This is a genomic window from Microbacterium sp. C7(2022) (assembly GCF_028823665.1).
Lineage (GTDB): Bacteria > Actinomycetota > Actinomycetes > Actinomycetales > Microbacteriaceae > Microbacterium.
Genome location: NZ_JAPEHV010000002.1, coordinates 292,130 through 308,921, shown reverse-complemented (window position 1 = coordinate 308,921; position 16,792 = coordinate 292,130). Strand labels below are relative to the sequence as shown.

Below are 16,792 nucleotides of genomic sequence, written 5' to 3'. Positions count from 1 at the left end.
CAGCGATAGCATCGCTCCCGATGGGCCGGATGCTCACGCATCCGGCCCATCGGCCACGTTGATCGACCAAAAGGACCCCTGTCCGTGCTCTCTTTCGTAGCCAGGCGCCTCGTCGCCACCCTGCTCGTCCTCCTCGTCGCGTCGTACGTCGTCTATGTGCTGACTGCGATGTCGGGAGACCCCCTTCGCGAACTCCGTGGGAGTCGCGACCCGAACGCCCAGTTCCTCATGGCGGATCTCGCCGAGAAGTTGCAACTGGATATTCCCCCCACACTCCGCTACTTCACGTGGCTCCCGGGTGCGGCCGCCTGTCTGATCGGGCGCTGCGACCTCGGCATCTCCGTGGCCCGAGGCGAACTGCCGGTGACCGAGGTCATCGCTACCGCCATGGGCTCCACCCTCCAGTTGGTCACCGTGGCGACAGTGCTGTCGATCCTCTTCGGTGTCGCCATCGGTATGACGACCGCGCTTCGTCAGTACAGCGGCTACGACTACACGGTGACCTTTGCGACCTTCGTCTTCTACTCCCTCCCGGTCTTCTGGGTGGCCGTCATCCTGAAGCAGTACGGCGGCATCGCCTTCAACCAGTTCCTGGGTGATCCGACGATTCCCTGGTGGTTCCTGATCGTCTTCGGCTTAGTGACCGGATTCATATTCATGGCCATCGTTGGCGGTGGGCTGAGTACGAGAATCAAAACATTCCTCTTCACAGGACTCGCCGGGGGACTATTCCTGACCGTCCTCGACGTCACCCACTGGTTCGATGAGCCTTCGATCGGCCTTGTCGGCGTGATCTTCTTCGCGATCGCCAACGCGCTCATCGTCGCGAGCCTCACGACAGGACTCAAGGACAACAAAGCTCTCATCGCCTTCGGGATTGCCGCCGTTGGTGGACCGATCGCGCTGTACTACCCGTTCCAGTACCTGTTCTTCTACGGGAACGCGTGGTGGACGATTCTCGTCGCAGCGGTCGCCCTCGTTCTGGTCGGTGTCGTGGTCGGCTTCCTCTTCGGCGGCGACCGCAAGGCGTACATGGCTCGCATTGTGGGTCTCGCCGCAGGGCTGGGCACGCTGCCTCTGGTGTTCGACCAGATGTTCCAGCGTTGGTCGACCTACGAGTCGATCATTCCGCTGTCCAGCGGCGTGATCTCCACCATCGGCGCGTCGACCCCGGCGATCGACCGCCAGGACGACTACTGGCTGCAGATGCTCGACTCGCTCACCCACATGATCCTGCCGACGTTGACCCTCATGTTGATCTCGCTTGCGGCGTACACGCGCTACTCGCGCGCCAGCCTGCTCGAAGTGATGAACCAGGACTACGTGCGAACCGCTCGCGCAAAGGGTTTGTCTGAGCGCGTCGTCGTGATGCGGCACGCCTTCCGCAACGCGATGATTCCGATCGCGACGATCATCGCGTTCGACTTCGGTGGTCTCATCGGCGGCGCGGTGATCACCGAGACGGTCTTCGCCTGGAAAGGCATGGGAGCAGTCTTCTCTGACGCGCTCAGTCATACGGACGTCAACCTGATGATGGGCTTCTTCCTCGTCACCGGTGTTCTCGCCGTCATCTTCAACATCGTGGCCGACCTTTTGTACTCGGCGCTCGATCCTCGAATTCGGGTGAGCTGACATGTCCAACTACAACAACGAGCACAATCCTCAGGAATCGAACCCCAACGACGTGCTGCCCAATGAGGACGACTTCCAAAGCCGTCATCGCAATGACCGAGGGAGCGAACTCTCGATCGAGCAGCGCCAGGTCGCAGGGCTCAGCCAAGGCACGATCGTGCGCCGGCGGTTCCTGCAGCACCGCGGTGCCATCATTTCGCTCATCGTCTTCGCCTTTGTCGTGCTCCTGGCGTACACGTCCGTCGGCACGGTCATTGGGGGCACCGGAGACTACAAGGTGGATCCCACCTCGGGAACGTTGGTGATCGACGGATTCCGCATCGCTGGGTGGTACCCGAAGGACTGGTGGACTCGATACGACCTTGTGAACGGCGGTCAGCCGACGTTCCAGCTGTGGCCCCTCCAATTCGGTGAGCACCCGTTTGGCCAGGATGACCTTGGTAAGGACATGTTCGCGCGAGTGATGCGCGGCACGCAGCAGTCGTTGCTCGTGGTGTTCCTGGTGGGTATCCTCGCGACGATCATCGGCACGTTCATCGGTGCCGTGTCGGGCTTCTACCGCGGTGCCATCGACTCGCTCCTGATGCGCTTCACCGATGTCATCATCATCATCCCGATCCTCGTTCTCGCCGCAGTGCTGGCCTTGACCGTTGGCGGCAACGCCCTCACGATCGGTGTCGTCATCGGTGTTCTGGCCTGGACCGGCCTCGCACGACTGGTGCGAGCAGAGTTCCTCGCGCTGCGAGAACGCGAGTTCGTGGATGCCGCGCGCGTCGCCGGAGCGAGCGACCGCCGCATCATCTTCACGCACATCCTTCCGAACACGGTCGGTGTGGTCGTCGTCAACTCGACCCTTCTCATGAGCGCTGCCATTCTCATCGAGGTGTCGCTGAGCTTCCTCGGCTTCGGCATTCAGCCGCCCGACATTTCACTCGGACAGCTGATCAACGAGTATCAGGGTGCGTTCTCGACACGTCCGTGGCTGTTCTGGTGGCCGGGTGTGTTCATCATCGCGATCGCACTGTGCATCAACTTCGTCGGCGATGGTCTTCGCGATGCGTTCGACCCGCGTCAGAAGCGTGTGCCGAACTTCAACGGCCCGTCGGCCGAGCTGCGACGTTGGTGGGCTGCGCGCGGCGCCGACCGCACGGGTGCGATGGTGGCGGCTGGATCAGCATCGGACGGCGCGAGCTCGACGGGCACTGAAACGCGGTGATGGCGATGTCGCTAGATGAACAGCGAGATCGCCAGCGCGGCGAGCAGCACCACGCCCACGATGATCGTGCCGGTGTGCACGCGTGTGTGCAGGCGACCGGCATGCGTGTCGAGCATGTCCGTGTCGCGCAGCTGTTCCCACCGTCTGCGCACGAGGTAGGCCGCAGCACCCGAGTCCGAGTTGACGAGATCGCCAGGGCGTACGGTTCCGGCAAGGTAGCTCGACTCGGGCAGGTGGCGCCCCTGTTCCCGTTGGGCGAGCAGCAGCCGGTGTCGGCCGGGCGCGGGAGCCGACCACGCCGTCACGCGTTGGGTCTCGGTGAACAGCGTCAGCGCGAATCGCGTGTCGATGCGTTGAATGTTCCCGTACGGCACCGTGATCGTGCGGAAGATGTTCTCGACGCTGACGGCGTCGTCGTCGATGCGCACGGACGGGCGCCAGTACGCCGCCCACGCGGCGAACGCGAGCAGACCGAGCATGGGCAGCGCACGCAGGCCGATCTCGGGCGATTGGACGATCATGGTCACCGCGGCAGCGCCGCAGATGGCGATGACACACGCCGCGAGAACACGGCCGAAACGGGGACGGAGCACATGGGCTTCGGGCATCCCTCTATCGTCGCAGATGCGGCATGACAAACTCTGAAAGGCATCAGCACGTGAACGACACACAGAACAGCGCCCCTCCGGTGCTGGAGGTTCGGGGCCTCGGCATCGACTTCTGGGTCGAGGGCGAGTGGGTCTCGGCTGCACGCGATATCAACTACACGCTCCACCCGGGCGACGTTCTCGCCATCGTGGGTGAGTCCGGGTCCGGGAAGAGCACGAGCTCGATGGGCGTCCTCGGCTTGCTCCCCGGCAACGGTCGCGCCACCGGAAGCGCGAAGCTTGCCGGCGAAGAATTGATCGGCGCCTCCGCACCCCGCTTGCGCAAGGTCCGCGGTAAGGGCATCTCGGTGATCTTCCAAGAGCCGATGACCGCGTTGAACCCCGTCTACACGATCGGCTACCAGATCGTGGAGGCGCTGCAGATTCACGATGTCACTCTTCACCGTGCTCAGGCCAAGGAACGCGCACTCGAACTGCTCGCGCAGGTCGAGATGCCCGACCCCAAGAAGGCGTTCAACTCGTTCCCGCACCAGCTGTCCGGCGGCCAGCGTCAGCGCGCGATGATTGCGCAGTCGATGGCGAACGACCCGAAGCTGCTCATCGCCGACGAACCCACGACGGCACTCGACGTGACGGTGCAGGCCGAGATCCTGGACCTCATGCGCCGCCTGCACACCGAGCTGGATTCGGCCATCGTGCTGATCACTCACGACATGGGCGTGGTGGCTGACCTCGCTGACCAGGTGATCGTGATGAAGGACGGCGCGGTCGTCGAGCATGGGTCGGTGCGCGAGATCTTCAAGGCGCCCACGCACCCGTACACCCAGGCTCTGCTGGCTGCGGTCCCTCACCTCGGGTCGAACCCTGCCTCGCCCGACGATGCCGAGAAGTTCGCGGACAGTGAGACTGTTCTGCGCATGACCGACCTTGTCATCGAGTACCCCAAGCGTGGGCGTGTGCCGGCGTTCCGAGCGGTGGATGGAGTCAATCTCGAGATCCGTCGGGGCGAGGTAGTCGGCCTTGTCGGCGAGTCAGGCTCGGGGAAGACGACGATCGGTCGAGCAGCCATCGGCCTGCTGCCCGCGCATTCGGGTGGGCTCGAAGTCGCCGGACACAACATGGTGGGCGTGTCTAAGCGCGACCTGCTCTCGGTGCGTCGCGACATTGGAATTGTCTTCCAGGACCCGGGATCTTCGCTCAACCCTCGTATCCCGGTGGGGGAGTCGATCGCCGAGCCGCTCCTGCTGGCAGGTGGGTACTCGAAAAAGGAGATGAACACACGCGTTGAGGAGCTCCTCGACGCGGTGGAACTGCCGCGTGCGATGCGCAACCGATACCCGCACGAGCTCTCCGGTGGTCAGCGTCAGCGCATCGGTATCGCCCGTGCGCTCGCGCTCAAGCCGAAGTTCCTGGTCGCCGACGAGCCGACGAGCGCCTTGGATGTGTCGGTGCAGGCACGCGTGCTTCACCTGTTCCAGGAACTGCAGCAGGATTTGGGGTTCGGATGCCTCTTCGTCACGCACGACTTGGCAGTTGTCGACCAGCTTGCCGACCGTATCGCGGTGATGAACCACGGCAAGCTCGTCGAGATCGGCACGCGCGATCAGATTCTGCGCAACCCGCAGGACCCGTATACGCAGCGCCTGATCTCGGCCGTCCCTGTGCCGGACCCGGACGAGCAGGGCGAGCGCCGCGCGTTGCGGGCGGCCGCCAAGAACGGTTCCTGAGCTCGCACGACTGGGAGGAGCGCAGGATGGGCGTGGGCCGCGCGTGAGGGTCCGCTGGCTGTGTGCGCGTGCGCGCGCGATTCCGGTTCCCTTGTGGGGCTTGTTTGCGGTTGCGGCGGTCGTGGCCGGGGTGCTGGCAGGTGCGGGCGTCGCCGCTCAAGCGAGCGAAGCGTCCGCGGTCGTCCGCGCACTGGATGATGTGGCGGGTGACCGCGCCGACGTCATTGTCCGTTTCGAACCAGAGAATTCGGAGCGAGCCGACGTTGCGAGTGCGGTCTCTCATGCGCTGTCCGAGATGGATGCTGCGGGTGCCCTGAGCGACGTCGACTCCGACTCGCTGGACCGCCTCGTTTACCGTATCGACGCTGCCGGCATCTCGACCTCATCCGCCCTGGCATTGATGTCGGGACTTTCCGATCTCGGTGACGGCATCGAAGATGCGCTGGGCGCCGAGGTCCAGGTTTCTGGAGGTCTGCGGACGAGTCTGCTCGCACTCGAGGATGGAATCCGTGCTCGTCAGGCGATCCATGCCGTGGCGTGGGCGACGCTGTTCCTGGCGGCAGTCGTGGTTATGGCCACCGTCGCGGTCGAGCCCGTGCGCGTACGCGCGGGGGAGAACCGTTTGCTCCGCGCCCGCGGAGCTCGACGACGCTGGCTCGCAGCAATCACAGCTATCGAGACGGCGGTGATCGCGGGGGCGGGTGCTCTCGGCGGTGCCGCGGCGGGTGCGTGGGCGGCCGCGGCGATAGCGGGACTTCGAGTCCCGTGGATGACTGCGGCAATCGCGGCGGTCGGAGTGCTGATCGTGGCGGTGCTGGCTGCCGTCATTGCGACCGTTCGCGCTGTTGACGTCCGTACCGGGCGCGCTGATGTGGCCGCAGCTGGGGGCGCAATCGGTCTTCTCGTCGTCCTCGCCAGCGTCTCGGTGTGGCAGTTCGTGGCGACCAGCCGTCGCGTGAGCGAAGGGGCGACATTCACTGTCGACCCGATCGTGGTGGTGGCCCCCGGACTGGTATTGGTGCTCGCCGCGCTGGTAGCCGTGATCGTCGCCACACCGTTGGCAGGTGCTGCAGCCCGTGTCTCTGCGAGGGGACGCACCGTATCGCCTACTCTCGGGTTGCGGCTCTTGGCACGTCGCCCGGGACGGCACGCGCTCACGATGAGCGTTGTTGCCATCGCCATCGGCTCCTTCGTCTTTGCCGGATGCTACGGCGGGACGATCGCGGCCCTTGGCAACGCACCTGAAGCATTGAGGGTCGGTGCCGACGTGCGAGTCGTGAGCGTCCCCGAAGACATGATGCTCTCCGACCTCGACCTCTCTGACGGCGTGGACGCCTCGATGCCGGTGCGGACCTTCGATGCTCGTGGTGCGCAGGAGAACGTTCCCGTCCTTGCCGCGGAAACCTCCAGCCTCAGCGAAGTGATGCTGGATGCCGACGGCGCGATGGACACTGCGGGGGTTGCCGACGACCTCGCGCCGCAGATCGATGGAATCCCGGTTTCGGCGAGTGCAGACGCGCTCGAGGTACGGATTCGCACCGGTGAACGCACCGAGCTCGATCTCGACGGTATGCCTGTGAGTCTCGGCCCCGCACCGATCGTGGCGTCGATCTGGTTTGTTTCCGATGGCGGTGCCCTCGCCGTTGAGGAAGCAACGAACTTCGATATCGAGGAGACAGATTTCGAGGGCGGAACTCTGACCACTACACGGGCCGAGAGCGACCGGAGCACCACGATCGATCTCCCCTCGGGCGAATGGTCGCTGGCTGCCGTGTCGGTCGGTTCAGTCGAGTTCTTCGGAAGCGGCAGCACGGCGCGCGTCGACGTGTCGGTCGCGGGGCAGCCTCTCGACCTTTCGGTGCTCTCGCCGACGGCGGGCGCCGAGATCGAACCCGTGCAGACCGGACTGAGCGTCCGCATCGCGGGGTCAGCGAATGGTGAAGCGGTACGAGACGCCTACGCGGTCGCGCCCGGTTGGCCGTCGCGTCCCGCAGCAACGCTCACCGCTGAGCTTGCCGCTTCGATGGCGGTCGAGCCAGGCGACGTGCTCTCGTTGCGCGCATCCGCGCTCGGCACGACCGTGGACTTCAATGTCGTGAGCCTCGTGGATGTTCTTCCCGGCGCGCCGGGGGGAAGTGGCATCCTGACCGATCTCTCGGCCCTGTCTATGGCCGTGGGGTCCGTGATTGCGCCGAACGAAATCTGGTTATCGACGGATGATCCTCTCGCGGTCGCGGATGCCGTGGAGGCTGCCGCGCCGGCGACGGCGTCGGTGACGGCCGATCCGCGAGCCGCCCAGTCCGCTGCGAGCACCGTCTCGGCGTTCGCTCTGAGTGCGGTCGGCGTGGGGATTCTCGCGGTGATCGTGTTGGTGATGAGGCGGTCGTCGAACCGTACCGACGCTCGAGAGCTCGCACTACTCGATGTGCTGGGGCTCGGGCGTCGCGGTGCTCGGCGCGCGCGGGCACTCGAGGACGGCGTCGCGGTTGTCGTAGGCGCAGTCGGCGGCGTCATCGCGGGCTGTGGATCGGCCTGGTTCGCCGCGCCCGTGCTGGCGCGGGCCGCGTACCCGTCGATCCCGCCCGACTTCGTGGTGTCGCTGCGCGTTGACGTCTCACTTCTCCTGCTCGGGGTCGCAAGCTGCGTCGCTGTGTTCACGGCGATCGCGACCACTGTGCGCGGGCCGCGCGTGCTTGCTCGCTGGCTTCGGGAGGACGAATGAAGACCTCACCGAGCCTGATGTCTCTCATGCGTCGCCGGTTTGCGACGCCGCGCTCTGCTGCCCTGGTGATCGTCGCGCTCACAGCCCTCGCTGCGTTCGTGATTGCTGCCGCACCACGTGCGTTGGTCGGCGTCATTCGCGATGAAGTGTCGTATCGCATCGGCGAGATCGCTCCATCGGGCCGTGATCTCGCGGGCGTGTCGTTTTCGGGGCCGAGCTACGGTTCAGCCACCGATGCCGAGCTCACCTCGGGGTGGGACACCGGGGCAGGAGCGGTGCTCGGCGAACTCGCCCAGCGGCTGAGCGATAACCGTGCAGACTTCGATCCCTCTGTCGTGCACATCACCGACCCGGCAGAGTTCGTCGTCTACACGCGCCCGACGGCCGCAGTGCCAGAGGAATTGCCCGCGACGTCGCCGAATGGCGAGGTGCAACTGGCCGCAGACCCGAGGCTGCAGACGAACCTGACCCTTGTCGAGGGGAGTTGGCCCTCGGCCGGGGAGCAGGGCGACGCGGTAGAGCTGGTACTCACCGTGTCTGCGGCGGACACGATCGTGTGGCCCCTCGGGGAAGTTCGATCCATCGAGGGCGCATCAGGACCCCTCGATGTGGTGCTCGTTGGACTTACCGAACCGGTGGACGCGGCGGACGGGCGCTGGCAGCATTTGCCACCGACGACTGCGGCGTTCTTCTTCGACGACGGAAACCGTAGGCCGACGGCCACCGCGGCCGCGTACGTGGACGCTGCGGGATGGTCGCGGTTGGCAGATGAGTTCCCCACCCAGCTCGAAACGTCCGCGTGGTACCCCGTGGACGCATCGCGCGCCGAAGCAGCTGATCCGGAAGAACTCCTGGCGGGCCTACGCCGAGCGTCCGCGAGTTCTCTGGCGATCGACGACAGCGGGGATCACCGGATCCGTTTCTCCACGGCGGTGCTCGATGTGCTCGACACTGCACTCGCGCGCTCTCATTCTGCGAGCGCGATCCTCGCTGTGGCGGTCACAGGTCCGCTGGCCGTCACCGTGGCGCTCATCGTTCTCGCGGCAGCCCTCATTGTGCGCCGCCGGCGACCCGACCTGACGTTGCTCTCGGCTCGCGGCGCGCCGGCGGCGCGGTTGCGGCGACTGCTGGGCGCGGAAGGACTCGCGCTGGGCCTCCCGGCTGCCGCGCTCGGGACCGTTATCGGGGTCGCATGGACGCCCGCCGATGCCGGACCCGTATCAAGCGCTCTCGCACTGCTCGTGGGGGTCACCGGCTCGCTCGCGCTTGCCAGCGCGCTGTCCAACAACGGCAGCGAGCGCGAGCGGCGCGACATGGGCGCGACCCCACCGAGCCGTCTGGCACGAGCGGCCCAGGCGACGGTGGTAGTCCTGGCGATCGTCGCGGTGGCGTTGCTCGTGATCCGCGGTGTCGGCTCGACCTCTGGGCCCGTGGACCCGTTGGTGATCGTGGCGCCATTGTTGGCCACTGTCGCCCTCGCGCTCGTCGTCGTACGCCTGCACCCGTTGCCCCTCTCGCTCGCCCTTCGAGTCGCTGACCGGGGGCGCGGCGTCGTCGCCATGGTGGGTGCGGCCCGCAACATCCGCGGAGCGGCGGCAGGCTCCACGGCCGTCCTCGCGATGCTTGTGGCCGTTGCGATCGCCGTATTCTCCTCCCTCGTGCTCGCGACGGTAGACCGTGGCGCCGTTGCCGCAGCCGAACGCCAAGTCGGCGCTGATCTTCACTTGGCCGGCCCATTTCTTACGGCGGACCAACTCGAGGCGATGCGCGCTGTCGACGGCGTTGCCGAGGCCACGGGACTGCTCATGGGCGACCGCGTGAGTGTGAGCGGACCGGATGGTCAGGCGAATGCGACCGTCGTGGCATCCGACATCGCGCGCTTGTCCCGGATTCAAGAAGGCATGGCCGGAGGGATGCCGGCGGGTCGCATCGTCCCCGGACAGACCCCGGTGCAGGCGATCGCGACAACTCCGCTGTCTGCCGAGGTCGGCGTGGGCGCGGCAATGGCAGGGCGGGCCGACGTGAGCATCGAAGCCTCCGTCGCTCGTGTTCTGGGGTCGAGCGTGACGGGCGAGGTCTTCGTCGTGGATGCCGCCGACTACGAAGCGGTCACCGGGCTGGGTTTCTACCCCCGCGTCGCGCTCGTGGATGTCACCGAAGACGCAGATCTTGCCCGCGTGATTGCGGACCTGGGCAGCGTCATCGGCAGCGCGCACACGGTCGAGTCGTTGGACGCCCGTACCGAGGCGATCCGCTCGTCGCCGGCAGTCGCCGCATTGCGTGTGGCGCTGTTGGCCGCGGTGGGGCTTGCGCTGGCGCTGTCGGTCGTGGCGCTCTTGCTGGTGGCGGGCGTGATGCGCGACGAGCGATCGCGGACCATTGGACTGTTGCGCACGATGGGACTTCGTCGCCGTCAAGCGCGAGGGATCATCGCCTGGGAGTTCGTCCCGCTGGGCGTGACCTCGCTCGTCGGCGGCATTGTGCTGGGAGCGGTGCTCCCCGTGATCGTGATCGCCTCGATCGATCTGCGCCCCTTCACGGGCGGTGCCGTTCAGCCCGCGCTCACAGTCGACCCGGTCCTCACGGCTGGATTGATCGGCGTCGTGATCGTCGCGCTCGGTGCGGCCGTGGTGTGGAGCGTTGCCGCGGCGCGTACGACATCTCTGGCGACCATTCTCAGATCCGAGGAGGACTGATGACATCTGTTGACATCGCCGAGCGCGACCCTGAGATCTTCTGCGAGGGGCTCGTGCGCATCTTCACCGTGGCGGACATCGAAGTTCAGGCGCTGCAGGGCCTCGATCTGGTGGTCGGCGCGGGGGAACTGGTCGCCGTGGTGGGTGCGTCCGGTTCGGGCAAGTCCACACTGCTGTCGATCTTGTCGGCGCTAGATGCCCCCACCGCGGGCAAGGCCGTCGTCGCCGGGCGCGACCTCCCTTCGCTCTCTGCGCGTGAGCGCGTCGCCTACCGTCGAGAGGTGGTCGGTTTCGTCTGGCAACAGACCGCGCGAAACCTCTTGCCCTACCTGACCGCAGAAGAGAACGTGCACCTCGCGCGAGCGATCGGCGGTGACAGGTCCGCGCCACAGCGTGCGCGAGAGCTGCTGGACATGGTGGGTGTGGCTGATCACGCCGGCAAGCGTCCGGCCGAACTCTCGGGCGGTCAACAGCAGCGGGTTGCCATTGCCGTCGCGCTCGCCAACGAACCGCGGGTGCTGTTGGCCGATGAACCGACAGGGGATCTTGATGAGCACACAACCGCCGAGGTCCTCGAGACGTTCCGTCGCGTGAATCGTGAACTCGGCACGACGGCCGTGATCGTCACGCACGATCCCGCGGTGTCCGAACACGTCGGGCGCACCATCCAGATCCGCGACGGGCGCACGGCGACCGAAGTCCTGCGCTGGACTCATACCGACGTCGAAGGTCGCGAACACGCGATGGCCGAGGAGTTCGTCGTCCTCGACAGGGTGGGGCGGATGCAACTGCCCGCCGACTACATCGACCAGTTGGCCCTGCGTGATCGCGTTCGGCTACGCCTGGAGGCCGATCACGTGGGGGTGTGGCCGGGCGATCGTGCACCGCAACAGAACGACGATGAGGGGGAGGCGTCATGATGTCACCGGTGCTGGTCGCGTCCGGGGTCAGTGTGGTTCACCGCACGGGCGCGGGCGATGTCACGGCCCTGGCGGATGCGTCGCTCAGCCTGCATCCTGGGGAGTTCGTAGCCCTCGTGGGCCCGTCCGGGGCGGGAAAGACGACCCTGCTCCACGCGCTGGGCGGGATTCAACCGGTCACGACGGGGTCCGTCACGATCGGTGACGTCGAGATGACGTCCGCCTCCGAGAGCGTGATCGATCGCGTTCGACGCGAAGAGATCGGCTTCGTCTTCCAGTCGTTCGGTCTCATCGGAGCGCTTTCGGCGCGAGAGAACATCGAGCTGCCCCTACGCATGCGCAAGTCGGATGCCGCCACTCGCGATCGTGAGGTCACCCGTCTGCTCGAGCGAGTCGGGCTCGGCTCGCACGGATCCCAGCGCCCAGCAGAGTTGTCGGGCGGGCAGCAGCAGCGCGTCGGAATCGCCCGCGCCCTGGCCGGTTCGCCCCGCATCCTGCTGGCCGACGAACCGACCGGACAACTCGACTCGCACACCGCGGAAGCCATGCTCGGTCTGATCGAGTCGATCGCTCGAGAGGAGAACCTCGCTGTTCTTCTCTCCACGCATGATCCGAGCGTCGTCCAGCGAGCAGATCGCGTGCTGCACATCGTCGACGGAGTGCTTCGCGCAGCGTGAACCGCTGGTTGTGGCGCGCGTGCACGCGCTCTTCAGGGTTCCGGGGATAGACTGGCCACGCCCGAATCCGGGCATTCTCCCACTCTCGCAAGGATTCCCTCATGGCCCGCGCCCTCCGTCCGGACCTCCGCAACGTGGCAATCGTCGCCCACGTTGACCATGGCAAGACCACGCTCGTGGATGCCATGCTCCGCCAGACTGGCTCGTTCGGCGAGCACTCGCACGTGGAAGAGCGCGCGATGGACTCGAACGATCTTGAGCGCGAAAAGGGCATCACGATCCTCGCAAAGAACACGGCGATCACGTACAACGGCATCCACAGCGATGTTCCCGTCACCATCAACGTGATCGACACGCCCGGCCACGCCGACTTCGGTGGCGAGGTCGAGCGCGGCCTGTCGATGGTCGACGGCGTTGTTCTTCTGGTGGATGCCAGCGAGGGGCCGCTGCCGCAGACGCGCTTCGTGCTGCGCAAGGCGCTCGAAGCGAAGCTTCCCGTGATCCTCCTGGTGAACAAGACCGACCGTCCTGACGCTCGGATCGCCGAAGTCGAGGAAGAAGCGCACGACCTGCTGTTGGGTCTGGCCTCGGACCTGCAGGACGACGTACCCGACCTCGACGTCGACGCTCTGCTCGACGTGCCGGTGGTGTACGCCTCGGGGCGCGCGGGAGCGGCATCCCGCACCCGACCCGCGAACGGCGACCTGCCCGACAACGACGACCTCGAGCCGCTGTTCGAGGCGATCCTGCAGCACGTTCCCGCGCCGGAGTATGACGACGAGGCGCCCCTGCAGGCGTGGGTTACGAACCTTGACTCGAGCCCGTTCCTCGGCCGCCTCGCGCTGCTGCGTGTCTTCAACGGCACGCTCAAAAAGGGCCAGACCGTCGCGTGGGTCCGCTCGGACGGCACCACCAGCAACGCGCGCATCACCGAACTCCTGAAGACCCGCGCGCTCGAGCGCTACCCGGCCGAGTCCGCGGGCCCCGGTGACATCGTCGCCATCGCTGGCTTTGAAGAGATCACCATCGGCGAGACCATCGCCGACCCCGAGGACGTGCGCCCTCTGCCCGCCATCACGGTCGATGACCCGGCCATCTCGATGACCATCGGCACCAACACGTCGCCGCTGGTGGGAAAGGTTAAGGGACACAAGCTCACCGCGCGCATGGTCAAGGACCGCCTCGACCGTGAGCTCATCGGAAACGTCTCGCTCAAGGTCGTCGACATCGGACGCCCCGACGCCTGGGAGGTGCAGGGTCGCGGCGAGCTCGCCCTGGCGATCCTGGTGGAGAACATGCGCCGTGAGGGCTTTGAGCTCACCGTCGGCAAGCCGCAGGTGGTCACGCGTAAGGGTGAAGACGGAAAGGTCAAGGAGCCGTTCGAGCACCTGACCATCGACGCGCCCGAAGAGTACCTGGGCGCGATCACTCAGCTGATGGCGGCGCGCAAGGGCCGCATGGACAACATGACGAACCACGGCACCGGCTGGGTACGCATGGAGTTCGTCGTTCCTTCGCGCGGTCTGATCGGCTTCCGCACCGAGTTCCTCTCGACCACACGCGGCACCGGTATCGCCAACGCGATTTCGCACGGATACGACGATTGGGCGGGTCACATCGTGACCCGCCAGAACGGGTCGATCGTCGCCGACCGCGCGGGCGTCGTCACGCCCTTCGCGATCATTGCCCTGCAGGAGCGCATGTCGTTCTTCGTGCAGCCCACGCAAGAGGTGTACGAGGGAATGGTCATCGGTGAAAACGCACGCGCCGATGACATGGACGTCAACATCACTAAGGAGAAGAAGCTCACGAACATGCGTTCGTCGACCGCCGACTCCTTCGAGTCGATGACGCCCCCACGTCAGCTGTCGCTGGAGGAGAGCCTCGAGTTCGCCCGCGACGACGAATGCGTCGAGGTGACACCCGAGATGGTGCGCATCCGCAAGGTCGTGCTCGACGCCACCGAGCGTGGTCGGGCCGCCGCGCGCCTCAAGCGTCAGGACGCGAACGCCTGATCTCTTTCTGACGCGCACCAGCGCGATCCACTTTCAACGCGGTGGCCACCCCGGTGGTCGCCGCGTTGTCTGTAGCATCGGTGGGTGAATTCGAACGCGAGCCCCGACCGTGCGCGTCGCGGCAGCGACGTGAGCCGCGCTGCGCGCGAAGGCCTCGGCGTCGCGCTGGCGACCAGCGCCTACGGTGTGTCATTCGGTGCGCTGGGCGTGGCCGCCGGCCTCGACGTGTGGCAGACCTGTGTGCTGAGCCTGCTGATGTTCACGGGTGGGTCGCAGTTCGCGTTCGTCGGTGTGCTGGCCGCTGGCGGCATTGCGGCCATGCCAGCGGCGATTGCGTCAGCGGCGTTGTTGGGCGTGCGCAACGTCGCCTACTCGATCCGGATGGTGCCGATCATCGGCACCCACGTCTGGCGGCGCGTGCTGGCGACGCCGTTCACGATCGACGAGTCCACCGCTGTCGCGCTCGCCCAGCACGATCCGCGTGCACGCCAGGTGGGCTTCTGGGTGACCGGTGTCGGGATCTACATCGGCTGGAATCTCTCGACCCTGCTCGGCGCACTTCTCGGTGATGTGCTCGGTGATCCTCGGGCGTGGGGATTGGATGCCGCGGCCGCGGCGGCCTTCCTTGCGCTGCTGTGGCCGCGCCTTCGCCATCGCCAGCCGATCATCGTGGGCATCGCCGCTGCGGTCGTCGCCACCGTGCTCACCCCGGTGCTCATGCCGGGACTCCCCGTCATCATCGCTGCAGTGGTGGCCATCATCGTCGGCTGGACGAACATGTGGTCGACGCCCGAGTCCGAGCGGGCGTGGGACGAACCCGACGATGTGGCCGAGAGAGAGGGGCTGCCATGACGTTGTGGAACGGCATTCTTGTGGCATCCATCATCTGCGTTGCCCTCAAAGCACTCGGGTACGCGATACCCCCGCGTTTGCTCGAGGCGCCGCGGACATCGCGCATCGCAGACCTGTTGACGGTGGCTCTGCTCGCCGCGCTGGTCGCCGTGCAAACGCTCGGCGTCGGTCAGGCGATCACCGTGGACGCGCGAGTGCCGGCGGTGCTCGTGGCAGCAGGCCTGCTCATGCTTCGCGCGCCGTTCCTTGTTGTGGTCGCCGCGGCGGCGCTCACCGCGGCGCTGCTGCGAGCCTGGGGCTGGGCGGCTTGACCCGCGCCGGACACACGTCGAGGTTGCACGAACCACATCGCCGGTGAGGACCCGGGTGCGATTCGCGCAACCTCGAGACGGGTGTCAGCTGGTCGCGACGCAGGCGGCCGAGTAGTCCGTTTGATCGAACGATGAGCCCTCGTAGAAACTCTCGATCGTCCGGAGCCCGAGCTCGACGTCGGGATCGGGGACACCGATGTTGACGGCCTGGTTGGCGTTCGCCTGAGGGTCCCCACCGTACGTGTGCGGTTGCATCATGCCCTCGAAGTCGACCGTCAGACCGTCGACGACGGCCGCGATGCCCTCGGGCGTGAGGTCGCCCGCCTCGGCGGCCGCCTCGAGTGCGGCCTTCAGCGGATAGCCGATCGCCCAGCCGATGATGTACCCACCGTTCGCCGGAAGTTCGCCGTCGAGCGATGCCTTCACTGCTTCAATCGCGGCGCTGGAACCATCCCAGTTCTCATAGGGCGTCATGTGGTTGTACAGGCCGATCAGAGCCGGCGCGGCCGCCGAGTCGAGCAGGGCCGGGTTCCACGTGGGCAACGCGCCCAAGAAGCGGCCTTGGTAGCCTCCGGCGGCGAGCTTGCCGACGATCTCAGCGGTCTCTGCGGGGCCGACTGCCAACACAACGACGTCGGGGGAGCCGGCAGCCACAGCGGCCACGACGGCGTCCTGGTTTCCGACCACTTGGTTGGGGCCCGTACCGATGGCCTCCAGTGCGGTTGCGCCGTTGACCTCGGCCCACCGGTTCACGCCTTCGGCGGAGTCCCCGCCGTAGTCGCCGGGATAGCCCACCGCCTGCACGGTCGTGGGTGCACCGTTCGTTTCGGCGAACCAGTCCAGACCCGCCAGTGCCTCGGTGCAGTACGAGTAACCGGTCTCGAGGATGATCCCGCCGTCGTTGTCGTCGAAGGCGTAGCCGGACCACCATGAGGTAGGAACGGTCACCAGGCTCCGTTCGATCATGTCGGGCAGTACCGATTCAGTGTTGACGGTGCCGAGGGACTGGGCGATCCCCGCGATGCTGTCAGCGATCTGCTGGTACTGCGCCGCGTGCTCGGCAGCCTGATACTTCGTGTCGCGGGTGTACGTGTCGATGTCGACGTCATAGCCGCCGATTCCGCCATCCTCGTTCACCTGCGCCCAGAATGCGCGCTGTGCGTCGGTGATCGGCACGGCGAGCGCAGCGAACGGCCCCTCGGTGAGGTCGGAGAGAACGCCGAGGTAAATGCATCCGTTGTCCGCGTTGACGGCGTCCGGGCAAGGCTCGACGGTAACGCCGGCGCCGGTGCTGATCGCGTCGGGATCGCCCGTGTCGGTATCGGTGTCGGGCTCGACCTGGGTGCAGGCCGAAAGGGTGAGTATTCCCGCCGCGACGAGGGCGAGCGCCGCGCGGCTTCGTTGACGCTTGGTCAT

Annotated in this window: 12 protein-coding genes; 10 read left to right on the top strand and 2 right to left on the bottom strand. The window is 66.3% G+C overall.

The window, feature by feature from the left end; translation table 11 throughout:
* Positions 1-84: 84 nt before the first annotated feature.
* Both ON062_RS03550 and ON062_RS03545 read left to right on the top strand, forming a co-directional pair.
* A complete protein-coding gene (locus ON062_RS03550; protein ID WP_274645743.1) occupies positions 85-1,632 on the top strand; it encodes an ABC transporter permease in 1,548 nt (515 codons plus the stop codon).
* Position 1,633: 1 nt separating this feature from the next.
* Positions 1,634-2,848, top strand: coding sequence for an ABC transporter permease (locus ON062_RS03545; RefSeq protein ID WP_274645742.1), 1,215 nt, complete (start codon positions 1,634-1,636; stop codon positions 2,846-2,848).
* An 11-nt stretch (positions 2,849-2,859) separates the two neighbouring features.
* Here the strand turns inward: ON062_RS03545 and ON062_RS03540 are convergent, their stop codons facing one another.
* Positions 2,860-3,456, bottom strand: coding sequence for a PH domain-containing protein (locus ON062_RS03540; RefSeq protein WP_274645741.1), 597 nt, complete (start codon positions 3,454-3,456; stop codon positions 2,860-2,862).
* Positions 3,457-3,479: 23 nt separating this feature from the next.
* Between ON062_RS03540 and ON062_RS03535 the strand changes: the two genes are divergently transcribed.
* The 8 genes from ON062_RS03535 (at position 3,480) to ON062_RS03500 (ending at position 15,376) form a co-directional block, all read left to right on the top strand.
* Entirely contained in the window at positions 3,480-5,183 is a 1,704-nt protein-coding gene (locus ON062_RS03535) for an ABC transporter ATP-binding protein (protein ID WP_274645740.1), read from the top strand.
* A 43-nt stretch (positions 5,184-5,226) separates the two neighbouring features.
* Complete coding sequence (locus ON062_RS03530; protein ID WP_274645739.1) at positions 5,227-7,905, top strand: FtsX-like permease family protein; 2,679 nt, start codon at positions 5,227-5,229, stop codon at positions 7,903-7,905.
* Positions 7,902-10,601 (top strand): FtsX-like permease family protein, encoded by a 2,700-nt coding sequence (locus tag ON062_RS03525; protein WP_274645738.1) that lies wholly within the window; start codon positions 7,902-7,904, stop codon positions 10,599-10,601. The genes ON062_RS03530 and ON062_RS03525 overlap by 4 nt, the downstream gene beginning before the upstream one ends.
* A complete protein-coding gene (locus ON062_RS03520) occupies positions 10,601-11,521 on the top strand; it encodes an ABC transporter ATP-binding protein (protein ID WP_274645737.1) in 921 nt (306 codons plus the stop codon). Before ON062_RS03525 ends, ON062_RS03520 begins: the two co-directional genes overlap by 1 nt.
* Positions 11,518-12,198 (top strand): ABC transporter ATP-binding protein, encoded by a 681-nt coding sequence (locus ON062_RS03515; RefSeq protein WP_274645736.1) that lies wholly within the window; start codon positions 11,518-11,520, stop codon positions 12,196-12,198. Before ON062_RS03520 ends, ON062_RS03515 begins: the two co-directional genes overlap by 4 nt.
* A gap of 101 nt (positions 12,199-12,299) precedes the next feature.
* The gene (gene typA, locus ON062_RS03510; RefSeq protein WP_274645735.1) at positions 12,300-14,213 is read left to right on the top strand and encodes a translational GTPase TypA; all 1,914 of its coding nucleotides are present in this window, start codon (positions 12,300-12,302) and stop codon (positions 14,211-14,213) included.
* An 84-nt stretch (positions 14,214-14,297) separates the two neighbouring features.
* Positions 14,298-15,065 carry an AzlC family ABC transporter permease gene (locus ON062_RS03505; RefSeq protein ID WP_274645734.1) on the top strand — a complete coding sequence of 256 codons (768 nt, stop codon included), beginning with the start codon at positions 14,298-14,300 and terminating at the stop codon, positions 15,063-15,065.
* Positions 15,062-15,376 carry an AzlD domain-containing protein gene (locus tag ON062_RS03500; RefSeq protein WP_274645733.1) on the top strand — a complete coding sequence of 105 codons (315 nt, stop codon included), beginning with the start codon at positions 15,062-15,064 and terminating at the stop codon, positions 15,374-15,376. The genes ON062_RS03505 and ON062_RS03500 overlap by 4 nt, the downstream gene beginning before the upstream one ends.
* Positions 15,377-15,460: 84 nt before the next feature.
* On the opposite strand, the gene ON062_RS03495 is transcribed toward ON062_RS03500, so the two are convergent.
* On the bottom strand, positions 15,461-16,792 hold the full coding sequence (locus ON062_RS03495) for an ABC transporter substrate-binding protein (protein WP_274645732.1): 1,332 nt from the start codon (positions 16,790-16,792) through the stop codon (positions 15,461-15,463).